The following is a 16885-nucleotide window of genomic DNA, read 5'->3' as shown; positions in this document are numbered from 1 at the left end:
TTGACCTGGTCCTGGTCCTGGTCCTGGTCCTGGTCCTGGTCCTGGTCCTGGTCCAGATCCGGGCCCGGGTGGCGCAAAATCCGGACGGCAGGACTCGCAGCACGAACACGCATCAATCTCCTTGCGATGGCGTTTCCTCCAGTGCAACGACGTCCAGCATCACACCCGTGCGCGCCACTACCCGGACCTGCTGGCCCAGGTGCAGGGGCGAGCGGCTCTGAACTTGCCATCTTTCGCCCTGCAATTGCACCCAGCCGCTCATCGGCATACCCGGCAGCAATCCCGTCACCGTGGCCTGGCTGCCGACCAAGCCCGCATCGCCGCTGACCAAGGCACGGCGTCTGGCCTTGAGCGCCATGCCGACCAGCGTCATCAGCAACAGGGCGCTGATCAGTGCCACGCCGATGATCAGTGCCAATGGAATGCCGAAGCCCGGTACATCGGTGTCGATCAAAATCACTGCGCCCACTACAAAAGCAACCACCCCACCGAAGCCAATGACACCGAAACTCGGTAGAAACGCTTCGGCAATCATGAAGGCGATCCCTAGCAGAATCAGTCCGACCCCGGCGTAATTCACGGGCAAGAGTTGCAGGGCATACAGCCCCAGCAACAGGCAGATGCCACCGAGCACCCCACCAACGCCCGACCCTGGGTTCATGAACTCGAAGATCAAGCCATAGACCCCCAACATGATCAACAGCAACGCCACGCTGGGGTTGGTGATCACCGCCAGCAGTTGTGTGCGCCAATCAGGCGCGTGGTCGACGAGCGCGGCCCCGGCGGTGTTCAGCTTTAACATTTGACCAGAGACATTCAGGCTCTTGCCGTCCAGTTGCTTGAGCAGGTCTGCCACGTCATTGGCCACATAATCGACCACCTTGAGTTTGAGCGCTTCGTGGGCCGACAGGCTGAGCGATTCACGTACCGCTTGTTCGGCCCAGTCGGCATTCCGTCCGCGCAGTTGCGCAAGGCCACGGATGTAAGCCGCTGCATCGTTGATCTGTTTTCGAGTCATGGCGTCTTGCGACTCACGCGCAGAATCCTTGTCGCTGGGGGGGGAGCCCGGCGGTTCGGGCGCGGTCCCGGGCAGGCCGCCGATCTGCACCGGTGTAGCAGCGCCCAGGTTGGTGCCGGGGGTCATCGCGGCAATGTGGCTGGCATATAAAATATAAGTGCCGGCGCTGGCCGCCCGTGCGCCGCTGGGAGTGACGAAACTTGCCACTGGCAAGGGGCTGGCCAGAATCGCCTTAATAATCAAGCGCATCGAGGTGTCTAGCCCGCCGGGGGTGTCGAGGCGGATGACCACCAACTGCGCGCCCTCGGTCACTGCACGCGTCAAGCCGCGCTCCACGTAGTCGGCACTGGCCGGACCGATAGCATCGTTGACAGTCAGTACCACGACACTACCTGCCGCCATCGTCGAACCCGTCGATAACCCGATCAGTATGATTAGCAAGAACAGGCGGCACCACCAATGACTGTTCACGGGACCTCCAGTTGTGGGTATGACAGCCTGCAACCTCACTTAAAGCGTAGTTGAGTCTACTTTGGACGCTCAAAGCGATCCCGGCTTGAGCGGGTACTCGATAACCACATAAACCCGATCGATATCATCGCCGGCCTGAGCGCTGTTTGCTCGATGCGTCACATGGGACAGCTGCACGGACAAGTCCTTGGCCGGGCCCGACTGCACGATGTAGCGCAGGTCTATATCGCGTTCCCAATGCCGGCCGCCATGCCCTTGTTGAGGTTGGTAATCGCCGGTGCCCGGGTCGAACGGGTGATAAGCGCCGCCCTTGGGGGCCTGGGTGCCGTCGATGCCACGCCCGGTTACGTAGCGGGTCATGAACTTCAAGCCGGGCAGGCCGAAAGTGCCGAAGTCGAAGTCGTAGCGCACCTGCCAGGAGCGTTCATGGGGGCCGTTGAAATCAGCGTACTTGATCGAGTTAGCCAGGTAGATGGAATCACCACCGACGAAGTCGAAGGGTGTGTCGCCGTTGATTTTCTGATAGGCGAGGGTGAAGGCTTGGTCTGCGGTGGTGTATTTGCCCGACAGGCTGTAGGCGCTGTTATCGATCGCTCCTGCCACGGCATCGCCATAGTCCTGAGTGTGGTAAAGATTGCCATCGAAAAAAAAACCGGACTGCTTCAGGTGCAGGTTGGCGTAGTACTGACGCCAGGTGTCGCTCAGTTGCGAGGCATAAAAGGCGCCGCCCACTGGACGATCTTCGAACAGGTTGGCTCCGATAAAATCGATGCCGCCCGTGCCGGTGCTCACACCGTAGCCGGAAAAGTCGCCCTTGCTGGTGGACGCATCCATATTCTTGAACGCAGTGAAGTGACCGGCCTCCAGATGCACGTCATCGATTTCACGGCTGTCGATCAACACGCCCGTGGCGTATTCCGGTTGCAGGCGTTTGTCTGCCGTGTCGAACACCGGAGTTTCAACAGTCATTTCGCCGAACGCCAAGAGGGTGCGAGAGGCTCGCAGCTTCAGGGCTCCACCGCCACTGGAGTAGCGGTCTTCGCTGCGACCGTCCTGATCCAGAGGCAACAATCCCGTCCCGGAATGTGCCTTGCCACCGTCCAGTTTCAAGCCGAGGAATCCATGGGCGTCGATACCCATCCCAATCATGCCGGGAGTGAACCCGGATTCAAACGATACGATGAAACCCTGAGCCCATTCCTGTTTGTAACTCTTGTCTGTCGGCGAGGGCGATCGATAGTCATTGTTGAGGTAAAAGTTTCGGCTGAGCACCTCAAGCGTCGACCCTGCCAGCAAACCTTGTGCGGTGTGTACAGGCTCGGCGGCGATCGCGGTTGCGGCTGTACTGGTGAGCAACATGACCAACCAGAAGGGCGCCCAGAGTCCGGTCGTGTTGAGGGCTTTGGATGCATACATCAGCACTGCTCACGAACCTTTATAGACAGGCGGGAGTGGGGAACTCCCGCAGTGAAGTCGGGTTATGTCCGGGGGGGTGATCACTGGATCAGCGGAACATTTTTCGGTCGCTGGTAAGGGCCGTATTCGACGGGCACCCAGGCGAAGGCTTTTTCGCGACTGCTGATATGCCCGATACCGGGGAAGGGCAAGTGAGCACCAGCAACCCAGGTACGGTCATGAGCGACCTGTTTGAACAGTTTTTCGCGCGTCACGACGGCCTGTTTACCCTGCACATCAAAGCCGATGCTCACTTCTGGATGCTGGAACTGCACGGCAAAGCTGTGGACCAGGTCTCCCATGAACAGAATGCTCTGGCCGTTGGAGCTGAACGTGTAACCACTGCTGCCGGGTGTATGGCCGGGCAGGCTGACCGCGGTTACGCCGGGCACCAGCGATTGTTCGGGGGTGAAGGTTTTGAACCGCTGGACGGCGACATAGGGCGCCACGGATTTACGGGCGATCTCGAAGTAGCCACGGGCGTCTTTTGGAGCCTTGTCCAGGTTTTCCTGACTGAGCCAGTAATCGGCCTCTGGTTTCGCCGCATACACGGTGGCGTTGGCAAACACCGGCTCGTCCTTGGCATTGATCAGGCCGCAGACATGATCGACATGCATGTGGGTGAGCAACACGGTATCCACTTGCTCAGGTTGGTAACCGGCAGCGCGGATGTTATCGGGCAGCCAGCCCGCAGTTTCGCCGAAACAGGCACCGGCACCGGCATCTACCAGTACCAGGTTTTTACCGGTGTTGATCAGGAATGCGTTGAACGCGGTCGGCATGCCTGGAGTAAAAATGAACTTGCGTTCGAGCAGGGAGCGAATGTCTTTCTGCGAAAGGCCTTTGAGCAGCGTCGGCCCGAGGTCGTTGTAGCCATCGAACAGCGCGGTGATCTCGAATTCACCCACTGCCAGGCGCTGATAGCCGGGGACCTGGGTTTGCACGGGCGGCGGTGGCGCCGCCTGGGCTTGATTGCCTGCAAGCGTGAGACTCAGGGCCATCAGTGAACCCTTGAAGTAGGAGGGGAGGTGCTGGAGAAGACTCATGGCTTGCGTCCTGGTTGCAATAAGAAAGGCGTGAAAAGCGGCTACGCCTGTGCGCAGCCGCTGTCATTGCTTAATGGCCTTCAGAGGCCTGGAACATGGTTTTGGCGTAGATCAGCCCCAGGCCGTAGGCGCCGCCATTGGCGATCGAAGTCTTGACGGTTTCTTCGTAGGTTTCGCTGCGAGCCCAGTCACGTTGCAGTTCCAGCAGGTATTGCAGTGCTGTCATCGGGCGGGCGCCGATCTGGATCATGCGTTGCACGGCCATTTCATGGGCTTCAATGGAGACATCGCCACAGGCATCGGCGATGAAATACACCTCAAACCCTTGATCGATAGCTGACAGCGCCGGGCCGACGATGCACACAGAGGTCCACAGACCGGCGAGGACGATTTTCTGTTTGCCGAAGGCGTTGACTTCAACGGCGATGCGTTCGTCTTCCCAGGTGTTCATGCTGGTGCGGTCGATCACCTTGTGATCCGGAAACACTGACTTGATCTCGTCGAAGATCGGGCCGGAAAAGCTTTTCTCGGCAACGGTGGTGAGGATGGTCGATACCTCGAAGCCCCGGGCAGCCTTGGCTACCAGCGCGGCGTTGTTACGCAAGGTCACGGCATCAATCGATTTGGTTGCGAAGGACATCTGCGACTGATGATCGATCATGATCAAGGTATGGTCAGTTGGGGTAAGAAGGGTTTTGCCTGGAGCTGCTTTTGCGAGGGCCATGATATTTTTCCTTAAGCATTGGGCGAGGGTTATTTGCGACGACAAGTGCCGTTGAGCTGATGAAAAAGTCATCGGGTCTTTCGTGGGGGAAATGGTCACGCATTCCACAAGGCCGAGATTGAACAGGTGTGCTGTGGTTTGGGATGTTTGTGCGATAGCGTGCGGTTTTCTCGATAAGACAGCGCAGTGCTTACCGGGTGACGGCAGCGATGGGCGTCACTTGAGGACTGCAGATGAGGGGAAATGATTCACGCCCAGTGATATGGACCTGTAGCGGCCTGAATTGGGTGCTGTCGAATGGTTCCGGCACAGGTGAGGGCGCGAGCACTGGCGGTGTTTTATCCTGATGACTCTAGTGCCGCGGTTGAAGCGCAATCTCGACAGCGGTCAATAACGCATCGCCGGTAAAGGGTTTGCGCAGACATTCACTGGCGCCGTAGCGGCTGGATTCAATCAGGGTCGCTTCATCCCAGTAGGCCGACATGCATATCACCGGAAACTTTATGTCCAGGTGGGCAAGCGCTTGCATGACGTCTATTCCGCTAAGGCCCTTCATTTTCAGATCCAGCAGCAGACAGGCGACGTCATCGAAGTTTTCGAGAGCCAGGAATTCTTCACCCGAAGCGAATACCCGAGAGCGGTAGCCCGCTGACCGGAGCAAATTGGCCAGGCTTTTGCGTACGGACGCATCGTCGTCCACGATGCAGACGATGATCATGGCATTGCCGGACAGTGCGGGGGCGGCGCCGCCAGTGCCGATAGTCATGAAGAACCTTGCATGGCTGGCGCCGGCTCTGCGCTGATCAGGCCATACAGGCTGACCAGACTGACCAGCGAACGCGCCTGCATCTTCTCCATGATGTGTTTGCGGTGGACCTTGGCGGTGATTTCACTGGTGCCTAGCCGGTTGGCGATGTGCTTGTTGGACAGCCCAGCGACGATCAGCGGCAGCACTTCGCGCTCACGGGGTGTCAACAGGACCGCCCTTTGACGGGCGCTCTGAATGCGTTGCCATTGCACGAACGCCGTCGCTGCGCGCTGACGGGTGGTGCGCAGGATGTCCAGCAACTGGTCGTCATTAAAAGGTTTGGTCAGGAATTCCACCGCTCCCGCTTTCATGGCTTGCACCGACATTGGGATGGTGCCGAAACCGGTCATGAAGATGACCGGCCACGGATGGCCGCGTTGTCCGAGCGTCGATTGCAATTCCAGTCCTGTCGCCTCGGGCAGGCTTATATCCAGCAACAGGCAAGCGGGGCCGATGTTGAGATCAGCGCCAAGCAACTCCTCCGCCGAGGAAAATATCCGGTGCGCGATGCCTTCGGCTCGCAGCAATCGACTGAGCGCTGTGCGCACGGAGGCTTCATCGTCCACGATGAACACCGGCACGCTGTCAGGATCGATCGTCTCCTGATCTTGAGACGCCAAGGGGCCCGGAACCATCGGATGGAACGAGGGCAGGGGCGGTTCACGTTCTTTCAATAATCGATAACCTCGACGCGGGACCGTCTGGATAAGTTGTTTTTCTCCGAGCAACTTGCGCAGCGAAGAAATCTGCACCTGCAGATTATTTTCCTCAACGATGGTGTCGGGCCAGACCTGGGTAATCAATTCGTCCTTACTGACGATCCGGCCATCGGCCTGCATCAGCACTGAGAGGATTTCGAACGCCCGGCCCCCGACACGCAATGGCTGTCCATCACGAAAGGCTTCGCGCCGTTCCAGGGAAATAGTGGCTTGGCCGAGTCGGATCATGTGTTTCTCTGCATTGCGTTGGGGAGGAATCTTGGGGAAGCTTCGATTCATCTGGTCTACACGCTAGGGGACGGCCCGACATATTGCAATTATCCCGAGGGATAACACGCGTGATTTTCAGGTGCGAAAACCGCCGGCACAGGGCCTCTCAACGGCCATCATGGTGCCGGTTACGGACAAGATCGTTCGTCCGCATTTATCTGGCCAGAACGGTACGTATATTCTCGAGGCTCAGCCTGAAACGAATCTTTAGCGGTGATTTCTCATGCCCGGCAGTGTTCCCTCAGCATCCAGATCCCACCACCTTGAAGTCGTCCACGATGAAGCCTGGCTGGAACGTTGTGCCTTCGCAATGCTGCGCCGGGAAAACGATCTGACCTGGTTCACGCTTCAGGACCCGCAATCGGGGACATGCTGGATCGCCGCCCGGGCGCCGATCCAGCGGCCTGCCACATGCCAGCGGCTGGAGCGCGATTTTCACCTGTGCCTGGATCCGGCCTGGGCGATTGCCCCTGTCGCATTCATCCGTTCGGCCGAAGGGCCCTTGTTGCTCTATCCCTCGACGCAAACGCCGCTGATGGATCTGATCAGTGATACCGGGCTGCCACTGGGGCGCTTTCTGGCCATCGCCGTCGCGGCGGCCAATGCGCTTTCCTGTGCGCAGAAAGTGGGCGTGCGACATGCCAGTCTGCAACCCCACCACTTGATGGTGGATGCTGCCAATTCGGTCAAGCTCCTGGGTTTTCACAGCCATTGTGGGGAGACGCCCGTCGCTGAATTGCCTGGCTTGGAGCAATGGCCGTATCTGGCCCCCGAGCAGCTGCGGCGCGATGACGCCAGTTTTGACGCGCGCAGTGATGTCTATGCCCTGTCGACGATTCTTTATCAAGCGTTGACCGGCAACCTGCCGCTCACTGCCCGTGACCCATCCCAATGGCTACACGTGCAAGCTGCCGTCCAGCCGGAGTCACCGGTGATACATGTCGCCGGTCTGCCGGAAGGTATCTGTCGAGTGCTGCTCAAAGGCTTGGCGAAAGAGCCGGGTGCCCGTTATCAAAGCGCCGCATCGATGGCCGCGGATCTGGCCTGGTGCCAACAGCAATGGCTGGAGCATGAGCGCATCGACGCGTTTCGGCTGGGCGCTTTCGATGCGTTGCCTTCTGTGGCCCGCGGCGGTGCTCTGTTCGGTCGAGAGATCGAGCGCGCGCAGCTGATTGAATTGTTGCATCAGGTCCGCAGCGATGGCGTCGCCCGGGTCCTGCTGGTCGGCGGCGCGCCGGGCGCCGGCAAGTCGACGCTGATCCATCAGGGTATCCGTCCGCTGGCGCCCGGCTACTGGGCCAGCGGCAAGAGCAATCTGCAACAGCAGGACATTCCCTACGCACCCTTGTCGGAAATTATCAGATCGCTAATGACCCAGTTGCTGGGCAAGCCAGCGTTGGAGCTGGAGACGCTTGGCGATCAACTGGTCGAACGGCTAAAGGGGCGGGGCAGGGTCCTTGTGGAGCTGGCGCCCGAGGCTGAGCTGGTCATCGGTGTCACGCCTGAGCTGCCGAACATGCCGGCCCGACATGCGCTCGATCGCGCCAACCGCACCCTGCTCGATGTACTGGAAGTCTTCGCTCAGCCAGGCAGACCCCTGGTGCTGTTTGTGGATGATGTGCAGTGGGCGGACGATTCGACCCTCTCGTTCCTTCAGGCCTTCGTCGATCGGCAGCCCCGACATCTCGTGCTCTTTCTGGCATACCGCGAGACCGAGTCGCACGCGCTCGAAGGTGAGGGCGGATTGTTCGAGGTACTCGCACGTGAGCAATCGGTGCCCTGTACACGCGTCATGCTCGGTTCGTTGTCAGTGTCTGCGGTCGCAGAACTGATCGCCGCTGAATTGGACACTGCCACCGCGCATATTGAAGCGCTCGCACATGTCGTGCATTACAAGACGGCCGGCAACCCGCTGTTTGTGAGCCAGGTATTGCGGGCGTTGATCGATGAGCATCTGGTGCGCTTTGACGTGCAGTCCCGCCGCTGGGTCTGGAACCAGGAGGAGGTGGACGGTTATCGCTATGCGGACAATGTCGCCGACTTGATGGTGCAGCGACTCGAACGGCTGTCTTCGATGGAGCGTGAGGTGATACGCACCGCCGGCTATGTCGGCGGGCGCTGTGACGAATCGCTGCTGCACCAGCTGGTGCCCTATGATCCAGAACAGATGACACGCGATGTGCAAAGCCTGGTCGATGCTGGATTTTTGCTGCGCGAACGCGAGCAACTGGTGTTTCCCCACGACCGTGTACTAGAGGCCGCCTGCCAGCTTCCTGCGCAGTCGGGACGCGCTGCCGAACATGCCCGTATCGCCGGCGCCATGCTGGATCAGTGGGGCGAGCAGATACATGAACGTGTTTTTGAAGTCGCCAGCCAGATCCAGCGTATTGACGTCGATACGCTGGAAGCGCATCGCCGTGCCGCGTTCGTTGAACTGTTGGTCGAAGCCGCCGAACGCGCCAGGGACACTGCCGCCGTCGAGCAGGCCGTGGGTTTTCTGCGCACTGCCGAGAACTTGCTCGGCCAGACGGGTTGGTCAAGCCTCTACACCCAAGCGTTCGCTACCCAATGGCTGGCTGCCGAGTGCGACATGCTCCTGGCCGATCTGTCCGGCGCCCAACGACGCCTGGACGATTGCCTGAGCCACGCCACCACAGTGCTCGACCGCGCGAAGACCTATCGGTTACGCGCCACTTTGCGCACGCTGCACTCCGATTACGAGGGCGCGATAACCGAGGCCCTGAGCGGTCTGACCCTGTTGGACATTCCCCTGCAGCGCAACCCCTCGCAGGAACAGCTGACCTTGGCGTTTTTCCAGGTACGTGCACTCCTCGGCACACGTCAGATCGCTGATCTGGTGCATTTACCCAAAGCGAATGACCGGCCTATCGAAGCCGCCATGGAGTTGCTCAGCACGCTGATTTCCTCGTTCTTCGTCAATGACGATATTCGTTTGCTGCACCTGGCGAAAATGGTCGAACTCACGCTGATGCATGGCACCACGCCGAGCTGTGGTTATGGGTTTGCCTGGTTTGGCGTAATGATTGCCGAGCGCTATGGTGAATATGTGGACGGGCTAGCCTATGCCGAAGTGGCCCTTGCACTCACCAACAAGCACGGCTATGAAGCAGGGCGCACAGGTACGCTGGTAGCGCTCGATCAGGTCTGCCCGTGGACCCGGCCGATGGCCTACGCCCGACAGACAGCTTTCGCTGCATTGGAATGTGGCCAGGCTGGCGGCGACCTGGGTATGTCCTGCTATGCCTGCAACCACATCGGCTCCGACCTGCTGTTCATGGGCGAACCCTTGCAAGGGGTATTGAACGAACTGGATCAGGGCCTGGCCTGGGTGCGTCAATTCCATTACGTCGACATCGAACGCATCCTGCTGGCGCAACAGGCGTTCGCTACCGATCTGCGAGAAGGGCGCACGCACCGGCCGCTGGCCGAACTGGATGGCATGGAACATGACAGGTTCGGCCCCATCGATCGCTGCAACGTGTCACAAACGACTCTGTTCTTTTCGTGGCTGTATTCCGGCATGTCCGCGTTTTATTTCGGTGATATCCGTTATGCATTGCGACGTTTCGAAGAAGCTGCGGTGCTGACCTGGTCCATTCCGGCGCATATCAATCTTGCTGATTACTACCTGTTTTACAGTCTGGCGATGGGCAGTGCGCAGGCGCCCGGTGAGGTGGTCGAAAAGCTACAAAAGCTCGAGCAGCACCGTCAGCGGTTTCTGTCATGGGTTGAGCTCAACCCGACGACCTTCCGCAGCAAACTGCTGCTGATCGAAGGGGTGATTGCCCGTTTGCGTGGTCAGGAATTGGTGGCCATCCGCTGCTTCGATCAGTCGCAGATCGCCGCGGCGGCGGCCGGTTTTATCCATGAGCAGGCGTTGGCCCACGAACAACTGGCCAATATCTGCTTACCTAACGGACTGGTCTCCGGCGCCAACCACCATCTACGCGTCGCGCGCGACTGCTACAACCTGTGGGGCGCTTGCGGCAAGGCCCGTCAGTTGGAGACCTTGCATCCGTTTCTGAGGGCTGAACCGTCGTTCGAGCCGGCCCGGCCCGTGACCCAGGTCCGGCTAGATCTTGAAGTGGGAATCGAGGCGGCGCGTGCGCTTTCGCAGGAGGTGTTGCTCGAACGTCTGATCGAAACCTTGATGAATCACCTCATGATTCAGGCCGGTGCCGACAATGGCGTTCTGATAATTGTCAATGGTACTGAACTGCAAGTGGCAGCGACGGCTTCTGTCGAGGTCGGCAACGTGCGCGTCACATTGGACACCCTGCAACCGCTCGAACAGTTGGCGCCGTCCTCGGTACTTAACGCGACCATGCGCACCCGCATACCTCTGGTGATTGATGATGCCCGGGCTGATTGTCCCGAGGCCTACGGCGCCGATCTGCAACGGCGCCAGACGCGCTCCATGTTGTGCCTGCCGTTACTCAAACAGAATATGTTGATCGGTGTGGTCTATCTGGAGAACAGCCTCGTCCCCCATCTGTTCAGCGCCGAGCGCCTGACCATGTTGGAAATTCTCGCTTCCCAGGCCGCTGTGTCACTGCAAACCGCCCAGCTGTATGCACGACTGGTCGAGGACAACCAGCTGCGTGCGCAGATGGAAGCGGATTTGCGCAGCTCCCGGGCTGAACTGGCGCGTAGCTCGCACCTCAAGCTTATGGGGGAGCTTTCGGCTTCGATTGCCCATGAAATCAGCCAGCCGCTGCTGGGCATTTTGTCCAACGCCTCGGCCAGCCTGCGCTGGCTCAAGCGTGATCAGCCCGATCTGGAAGAAGCCATTCAAGGGCTCGAAGACATTCGTTCCGACAGCGCCCGCGCTGCCGACATTGTCCAGGCGCTGCGTGCGCTCGCCAAACAAACGCCATTGCAACGGTTGTCAGTGCAGATCGATGATTTGATCGGTGAGGTCGTGCGCCTGGCCGCCATCGACCTGGCGAACCGCAACGTACAATTGCAAACCCGGCTCAAGGCGCAATGCCCTGTGTGGGTCGATGCGGTGCAGATCCAACAGGTGGTGTTCAACCTCATCACCAATGCGCTGGAGGCCATCGCCGGAGCGGGGTTGCCGCAAGGGCGCATTATCATCAGTTCAGCGGTGAAGGATATTCATGTGCAGGTCTGCTTTCAGGACAACGGGCCCGGCGTTGACGCGCACCAGCGCGAGCAGATCTTCGATGCGTTCTACACCACCAAAGCCAGCGGCATGGGAATGGGGCTGGCCATTTGCAGGTCGGTGATTGGCGCGCACGGTGGGACGCTGGTCGTTGAGGACAGCGAGCAGGGCGCCCGGATTTGTTTCAACCTGCCACTGGCGCCGACCAGCGCCGGATAAAAAAGGGCCGCATAAGCGGCCAAAGGGAGCGTTTTGTCGACCTCGATCAGTTCCACACGTGCAGATCCTGCACGCGCAACTGTCCCACGCCCTCGACCAGGCTATCGCGAAGGCTCCAATCGGGTATGTCCCGATCGATCACTGGCGGCTGGGGAAGATGGCTCGTTGCATGTTCAAAGGCCCGACGCCATGCCTTGGGTGTCATCCCTTCCAGGCGGCTGAAGGTGCGGGTGAAATGCGAGTGGTCCGCAAAACCGCATTCATAGACCACCTCAGTAATCGGTATTGAGGTGCTTAGCAGGGTTTTGGCTTTTTTAATCTTCATCCTCATCAGCCAGCCTTGAGGCGAGTAGCCAGTAACCTTTTTAAATGCCCGGGAAAAATGGCTGCGGGACAGGTTGCAGTGTTCGGCAATATCGCTGATGCGCACGCAGCTGCTCATGTCACGCAGCATCAACTCCTTGGCGCGACGCTCCTGCCAGCTGGACAGGGCACCCAGCGGTCGCGCAAGGGGACGTGGGGTGTCTGAATCTACCGTTTGCGGGTTCATGGCAGCTCTCCTGATCGTTCAGGAAAGTCTGTCCGCCAGCGACATTTAAAGTCCTTAAGCAAACCTTAAGAGTTATGAAAGACTGCGCCCACATCGACTCCGGTTCATAACCTTCCAAGGCCAGCCAGCTTGATTACTTTTCGCCTTCTGATTGAACAAGCGCCAATCATCTAAGGTATGGGGCAGCGTCTGGTCGAAGGAAGCAGTTTTTTCAAAACGTTCTGTGGATTGACAACGCCAGTCTTGCGTCTGGATACTGTACAGGTAAAGTACTTGGACGTAAGGTGACAGATGAACGCCGTACACATTATTTTTGGCCCACTCGGGGCCGGTAAGTCGACCCTGGCTCGGCAGATAACGGCCCAGCTAAACGCTGTCAGCTTCTCGATTGATGAATGGATGCAGCGTCTATACGGCCCGGATCTGCCTCAGCCCCTTAGCCTGGAATGGGTGCTTCCCCGTGTTAGACGTTGCGAGGCGCAAATATGGGAAACGTGCGTGCAGGTTCTAGCGTCGGGCAAGGATGTGGTGCTGGATCAAGGCTTTATGACGAAAGCAGACCGCACTCAAATCCGACTGCAGGCTCACAACGCGGGCTATGAGGTGCTTAGCCACTTCGTAAATGCCGATAAGCCGCTACGCCGTGAGCGCGTGCTGCAACGGAACCTGGAAAAAGGCGCGGGCTATTCGTTCGAAATAACGGCCCAAATGTTCGAAGCCATGGACGCACGCTTTGAACACCCATCCCCATCCGAACTGGAGGAGTGTTGCAATGTCTGACCATACGCCGGGTGCGGAAGGCACTTCGTCCTCAACACTTGAACGCTATATCCGTGTATCCCGGGCATACACTGCCGCCACTCGGCGTATCGACGCCAAACTCTCCGCCGTGCATGGATTGAGCTTTAGCGACTTCATGATTCTGCATCATCTTAAACAAGCCCATGGCGGCAGGCTTCGTCGTGCAGATTTGGCAGAATGCATGGGCTTAACCGCGTCAGCCGTAACCAAGTCACTTCTGCCCTTGGAAAAGATAGGTTGGGTATCTCGCCAAAGCGATCCGCGCGATGCGCGCGTTGGTTATGCGTGCTTAACCCCCGCGGGCGCGCAGCTCGTTGACGATGCGGTGCTGACTGCAGAGAGCTCGTGCCAGGAGGCTTACCAAGCCATTTTGGGTGAGATGACAGACGCTTGAATGTACTCGCCTACAATCTGAAACGGCTCTTGGAAACGACAGCCACTGATGCGACAGCTACATGCCACCCTCGACCATTCCACTCGTTTGCGGTCAGCGGCAACACAGGCAACCGCTGATCAGCGGTTGATCGGGGTCGTTTTCGAGAAATGTGACCATGACTTCCATTCCCGTTCGGGGGGACGTAATTTCACAACTCCAATTGGAGGCCCCCCCCAGCCAACAACTACTTTTGTCGTCAAATCTACCTTCGCGGTCCCAGGGAAACTTGACCTTGACCCTTGCGAGGCGCCGATCACACTGGATCTCCTCGTCTTCCAGAGCGATGACCACAGCGGTCTGGTTGCTTGGCACCTGAGGTTTCAGGTGAGCCAAAGGCGGACGATAGAACACGTTCCACGGAAGAACCCTAAAGCGGTTGCGGTAACCCTGATGAAAGTCATCCTCGTAGTCAGTGTTGCCACTGGCGACGTTCTCACTCAATACTTGTGGTTGCTTGCCTTCGTGGATGACCTGAGTCAGTAGCCATAGGTCGTTCCACTCTTGGCGCGGGTGGCCTGAGATTTCCAGAACATGGCCGCTGACTAACCGCGTCTGGTCACTTTGCCCTTCAGCTTGACGGTAAGCCGCGTGGCGGCGCTCCATCGCACGCAGAGTTATCTGCTTGCCGTGCTCATGTCCTGTGAAACGCTCCAGCTTGTCATCGTTTTCCATGTCTAGCCGTTGCTCGTTTCTCCCTAGGCGAAAGGTCGATTCCAACTGCAAACGCTGTTGCTCAAAATCATAGTCGCTGTGCGAGATATGACTGGTGAGGGCCCCCAGACGCAGGTTGAAGCGCTTGATCAGTGGCTCGTTGGCCACCATATCGCTCTCTTGTCTATAAGCAGTGGGTTGCCCAATCTTGGGAAAAACCGCCTGGTCATCGCCAAAGACCAGCACGTGGCTTTGAGCGCTGTGTTGGAAGTGGAAGTGGATACCCTCTTCTTCGCACAAGCGCTGAATAAAGTGCAAATCCGTTTCGTCGTACTGGGTACAGTAGTCACGCTCGGGATAGGTCGACCCCAGATAAAACCGATAAGCGTCGCCCAAGATCCCATGCTCTTCCAGTATCAATGCGACGATTTTCGGCACTGAGAACTGTTGATAGATCCTCTGGTTGATGCGGTGGCGCAAGTAGGACAGGTGCGGTACGAGGGCCAGGTTGTAGCGCGTCAAACGCTGACCATTACCGCTTTGAGCGATGTGATAGACCCGTCCATGAATGCCGTTGCCCTGCGTGTCGAAGTTCAGAAAAGCCTCTTTGTCGAGGAGGTTTTCGAGATTCAGGTCAGACCGCTCGCTAACAAGCTCCACGTTGAAGAAGTAAGGCCTGCTGATCGCTTCCTTTCCGGTGAATGCGAGCACTTGAAAATCGCGCTCAAAACCGTCGATTGTCAAACTGAAATGCGTCTGATTGGCTGGGCTGAACATCCGTTGTTCTCTTCCTACATAAGGTGTTGAATTGGCGCTATCGCAGACAGCAATATCAGGAAGCTGGGCAAATCCAGCCCAGGGCAAAAACCTATAGTCGGAAGGGGCTTGGCAGCCACTTTTAAAAACATCTGCGCGAATGCCGTTACGAGCAATGGCCAGAGCAGGGACCATCAATATCGGCAGCTTCCGACGCCAATTCCAACGCGAGGGGTTCTCCTTCCAGGAACTCGGGGTGAGGTGCGCGTGACCATCGCCTTCGAGTGTCTGCGCAACGATTGGGTATCCTGTCCATTGCTGAAAAAGCCGGATTCCGCGAGGCGAGTGCGTTTCACCGGGCTTTTAAACAATGGACCGGAGAGAGCTCTGGGTAATACCGGGCAAAATGGAGTATCGGCACTAGCTCAGCACTCCCTATATGTCGGCGTGTCTTACTTTCCGGACATAACATAGCCTCAACCTGCTGGCCGCCCCACGCTCACGTCTATGGCCCAGGACCAAAGGCTAATGATGTGGCGGCGGGCATCGATCCTCTTAAAATTTACATAGAGCAGCAGGCGACAAAATCAAGTCGAATTACACGCCACTCTTCACTTTGGTCCAAATCCGTGTACGGATTCGCTCCAACTTCAATGGCAGTGGCTCAAGTGGAATAAATGTAGCAATAGTCTTTTTGTCTGGATAAATCCAAGGATTGTCTCGCAGCTTCTGTTCGACAAACTCAGTGGCATCTTTATTGGCGTTAGGATATAGCGTGTGGTTTGAGGTCTTGGCAATAATTTTTGGTTGCAGCATGTAATTAATAAACGCCATGCCTTCCTTTGGGTGGGGAGCGTCTTTTAGTAGAACCAGATTTTCCGACCAGACCAGCGCCCCTTCGCGAGGAAGGCTGTAGGTAATCTTGCGTCCAGTGTTGTCCTTCTCGTTTATGGCCTGTGCAGCAAGGGCACCATTAGCCCATCCCACAACTGCACAAATATTGCCGTCGGCCAGGTCAGCGTCAATTCTGGATGAATCGAAATAGAGGACGTAAGGACGGATTTTTAACAGCAGGGCTTGAGCTTTCTGGTAATCATCCGGGTTCCTACTGTTGCTGGGGAGCCCAAGGTAATGCAAAGCAATCGAAATGATCTCACTTGGAGAGTCGAGCATTGCCACACCACACGACTGGAGCTTACTGATGTTTTCTTCTTTGAAGATCAAATCCCAGCTATTCACCGGAGCATTATCACCCAATGCCGCTTTGACTTTGTCAACGTTATAGCCAATGCCGGTGGTGCCCCATAAATAGGGCACAGCGTAGCGATTACCGGGATCATTGATCGCGACCTGGGACAAGATATCAGGATCGATATGTGACAAATTACTCAGTTGATTACGATCCAGTGGCTGAAGTACTCCCGCCTGGATCAGGCTGGGCAACACATTGGAGGTAGCCACAACCACGTCATACCCCGTGCGCCCAGCCATTACCTTGCTCTGCATGATTTCGGCGCTGTCGAACGCATCCATATGCACTCTGGTGCCGGTTTCCTGCTCGAACTCCTTTGGGGTCTCCGGTGCGATAAACCCGAACCAGTTATACAGATACAACCCAGGCTCTACAGCCCCCACTGATGTGCTTATCCCTACACAGAGAAGCGAGGCTGAAAAAACGGTTCGCAAATGTGATTTTCTCATGCAACATCCTTGTCAAGGCGATGTGCCCTCATGGCCATCGTAAGCTCTGATAGTGAATATACCGGGCATTACCGAATAGTAAATACCTACGAATACTTACCTCTGGCCTACGAA

Annotated in this window: 12 protein-coding genes; 3 read left to right on the top strand and 9 right to left on the bottom strand. The window is 57.6% G+C overall.

What is annotated here, in order from left to right; all coding sequences use genetic code 11:
• Nucleotides 1–112: 112 nt before the first annotated feature.
• The 6 genes from ABH909_RS18960 to ABH909_RS18935 all read right to left on the bottom strand — a co-directional run bounded on the left by ABH909_RS18960 (nucleotide 113) and on the right by ABH909_RS18935 (nucleotide 6469).
• Complete coding sequence (locus ABH909_RS18960; RefSeq protein ID WP_429436089.1) at nucleotides 113–1489, bottom strand: NfeD family protein; 1377 nt, start codon at nucleotides 1487–1489, stop codon at nucleotides 113–115.
• 69 nt (nucleotides 1490–1558) lie between these two features.
• The gene (locus tag ABH909_RS18955) at nucleotides 1559–2905 is read right to left on the bottom strand and encodes an OprD family porin (protein WP_429436086.1); all 1347 of its coding nucleotides are present in this window, start codon (nucleotides 2903–2905) and stop codon (nucleotides 1559–1561) included.
• A gap of 80 nt (nucleotides 2906–2985) precedes the next feature.
• Entirely contained in the window at nucleotides 2986–3990 is a 1005-nt protein-coding gene (locus ABH909_RS18950) for an MBL fold metallo-hydrolase (RefSeq protein ID WP_429436083.1), read from the bottom strand.
• Between the two features lie 70 nt (nucleotides 3991–4060).
• Nucleotides 4061–4714 carry a hydrolase gene (locus ABH909_RS18945; protein WP_008075462.1) on the bottom strand — a complete coding sequence of 218 codons (654 nt, stop codon included), beginning with the start codon at nucleotides 4712–4714 and terminating at the stop codon, nucleotides 4061–4063.
• A 352-nt stretch (nucleotides 4715–5066) separates the two neighbouring features.
• Nucleotides 5067–5432: a response regulator transcription factor gene (locus ABH909_RS18940; RefSeq protein ID WP_429439993.1), complete on the bottom strand. Its 366-nt coding sequence runs from the start codon at nucleotides 5430–5432 to the stop codon at nucleotides 5067–5069.
• A 44-nt stretch (nucleotides 5433–5476) separates the two neighbouring features.
• A complete protein-coding gene (locus tag ABH909_RS18935) occupies nucleotides 5477–6469 on the bottom strand; it encodes a response regulator (protein ID WP_429436080.1) in 993 nt (330 codons plus the stop codon).
• 352 nt (nucleotides 6470–6821) lie between these two features.
• On the opposite strand from ABH909_RS18935, the gene ABH909_RS18930 reads away from it, so the two are divergent.
• Entirely contained in the window at nucleotides 6822–11876 is a 5055-nt protein-coding gene (locus tag ABH909_RS18930) for a trifunctional serine/threonine-protein kinase/ATP-binding protein/sensor histidine kinase (RefSeq protein ID WP_429439990.1), read from the top strand.
• Between the two features lie 46 nt (nucleotides 11877–11922).
• Here ABH909_RS18930 and ABH909_RS18925 read toward each other — a convergent pair whose 3' ends face one another.
• Nucleotides 11923–12426, bottom strand: a complete 504-nt coding sequence (locus ABH909_RS18925) for a helix-turn-helix transcriptional regulator (RefSeq protein WP_429436077.1) — start codon at nucleotides 12424–12426, stop codon at nucleotides 11923–11925.
• A 291-nt stretch (nucleotides 12427–12717) separates the two neighbouring features.
• On the opposite strand from ABH909_RS18925, the gene ABH909_RS18920 reads away from it, so the two are divergent.
• Together ABH909_RS18920 and ABH909_RS18915 are read left to right on the top strand one after the other, a co-directional pair.
• Complete coding sequence (locus tag ABH909_RS18920) at nucleotides 12718–13206, top strand: AAA family ATPase (protein WP_429436074.1); 489 nt, start codon at nucleotides 12718–12720, stop codon at nucleotides 13204–13206.
• Complete coding sequence (locus ABH909_RS18915; RefSeq protein ID WP_429436071.1) at nucleotides 13199–13621, top strand: MarR family winged helix-turn-helix transcriptional regulator; 423 nt, start codon at nucleotides 13199–13201, stop codon at nucleotides 13619–13621. Before ABH909_RS18920 ends, ABH909_RS18915 begins: the two co-directional genes overlap by 8 nt.
• A gap of 93 nt (nucleotides 13622–13714) precedes the next feature.
• Here ABH909_RS18915 and tssI read toward each other — a convergent pair whose 3' ends face one another.
• A complete protein-coding gene (gene tssI, locus ABH909_RS18910) occupies nucleotides 13715–15265 on the bottom strand; it encodes a type VI secretion system tip protein TssI/VgrG (RefSeq protein ID WP_429439987.1) in 1551 nt (516 codons plus the stop codon).
• A gap of 402 nt (nucleotides 15266–15667) precedes the next feature.
• Complete coding sequence (locus tag ABH909_RS18905) at nucleotides 15668–16771, bottom strand: polyamine ABC transporter substrate-binding protein (RefSeq protein ID WP_429436068.1); 1104 nt, start codon at nucleotides 16769–16771, stop codon at nucleotides 15668–15670.
• Between the last annotated feature and the right edge of the window lie 114 nt (nucleotides 16772–16885).

The organism is Pseudomonas sp. BS3782 TE3695 (assembly GCF_050435305.1).
Lineage (GTDB): Bacteria > Pseudomonadota > Gammaproteobacteria > Pseudomonadales > Pseudomonadaceae > Aquipseudomonas.
This window is presented reverse-complemented; position numbering and strand designations above follow the sequence as displayed.

Excerpts from the sequence above, each read along its gene's own strand:
- ABH909_RS18955 (WP_429436086.1), bottom strand. The coding sequence starts at position 2,905 with ATGTATGCATCCAAAGCCCTCAACACGACCGGACTCTGGGCGCCCTTC.
- ABH909_RS18950 (WP_429436083.1), bottom strand. The coding sequence starts at position 3,990 with ATGAGTCTTCTCCAGCACCTCCCCTCCTACTTCAAGGGTTCACTGATG.
- ABH909_RS18945 (WP_008075462.1), bottom strand. The coding sequence starts at position 4,714 with ATGGCCCTCGCAAAAGCAGCTCCAGGCAAAACCCTTCTTACCCCAACT.
- ABH909_RS18940 (WP_429439993.1), bottom strand. The coding sequence starts at position 5,432 with ATGATCATCGTCTGCATCGTGGACGACGATGCGTCCGTACGCAAAAGC.
- ABH909_RS18935 (WP_429436080.1), bottom strand. The coding sequence starts at position 6,469 with ATGATCCGACTCGGCCAAGCCACTATTTCCCTGGAACGGCGCGAAGCC.
- ABH909_RS18930 (WP_429439990.1), top strand. The coding sequence starts at position 6,822 with ATGCTGCGCCGGGAAAACGATCTGACCTGGTTCACGCTTCAGGACCCG.
- ABH909_RS18925 (WP_429436077.1), bottom strand. The coding sequence starts at position 12,426 with ATGAACCCGCAAACGGTAGATTCAGACACCCCACGTCCCCTTGCGCGA.
- ABH909_RS18920 (WP_429436074.1), top strand. The coding sequence starts at position 12,718 with ATGAACGCCGTACACATTATTTTTGGCCCACTCGGGGCCGGTAAGTCG.
- ABH909_RS18915 (WP_429436071.1), top strand. The coding sequence starts at position 13,199 with ATGTCTGACCATACGCCGGGTGCGGAAGGCACTTCGTCCTCAACACTT.
- tssI (WP_429439987.1), bottom strand. The coding sequence starts at position 15,265 with ATGGTCCCTGCTCTGGCCATTGCTCGTAACGGCATTCGCGCAGATGTT.
- ABH909_RS18905 (WP_429436068.1), bottom strand. The coding sequence starts at position 16,771 with ATGAGAAAATCACATTTGCGAACCGTTTTTTCAGCCTCGCTTCTCTGT.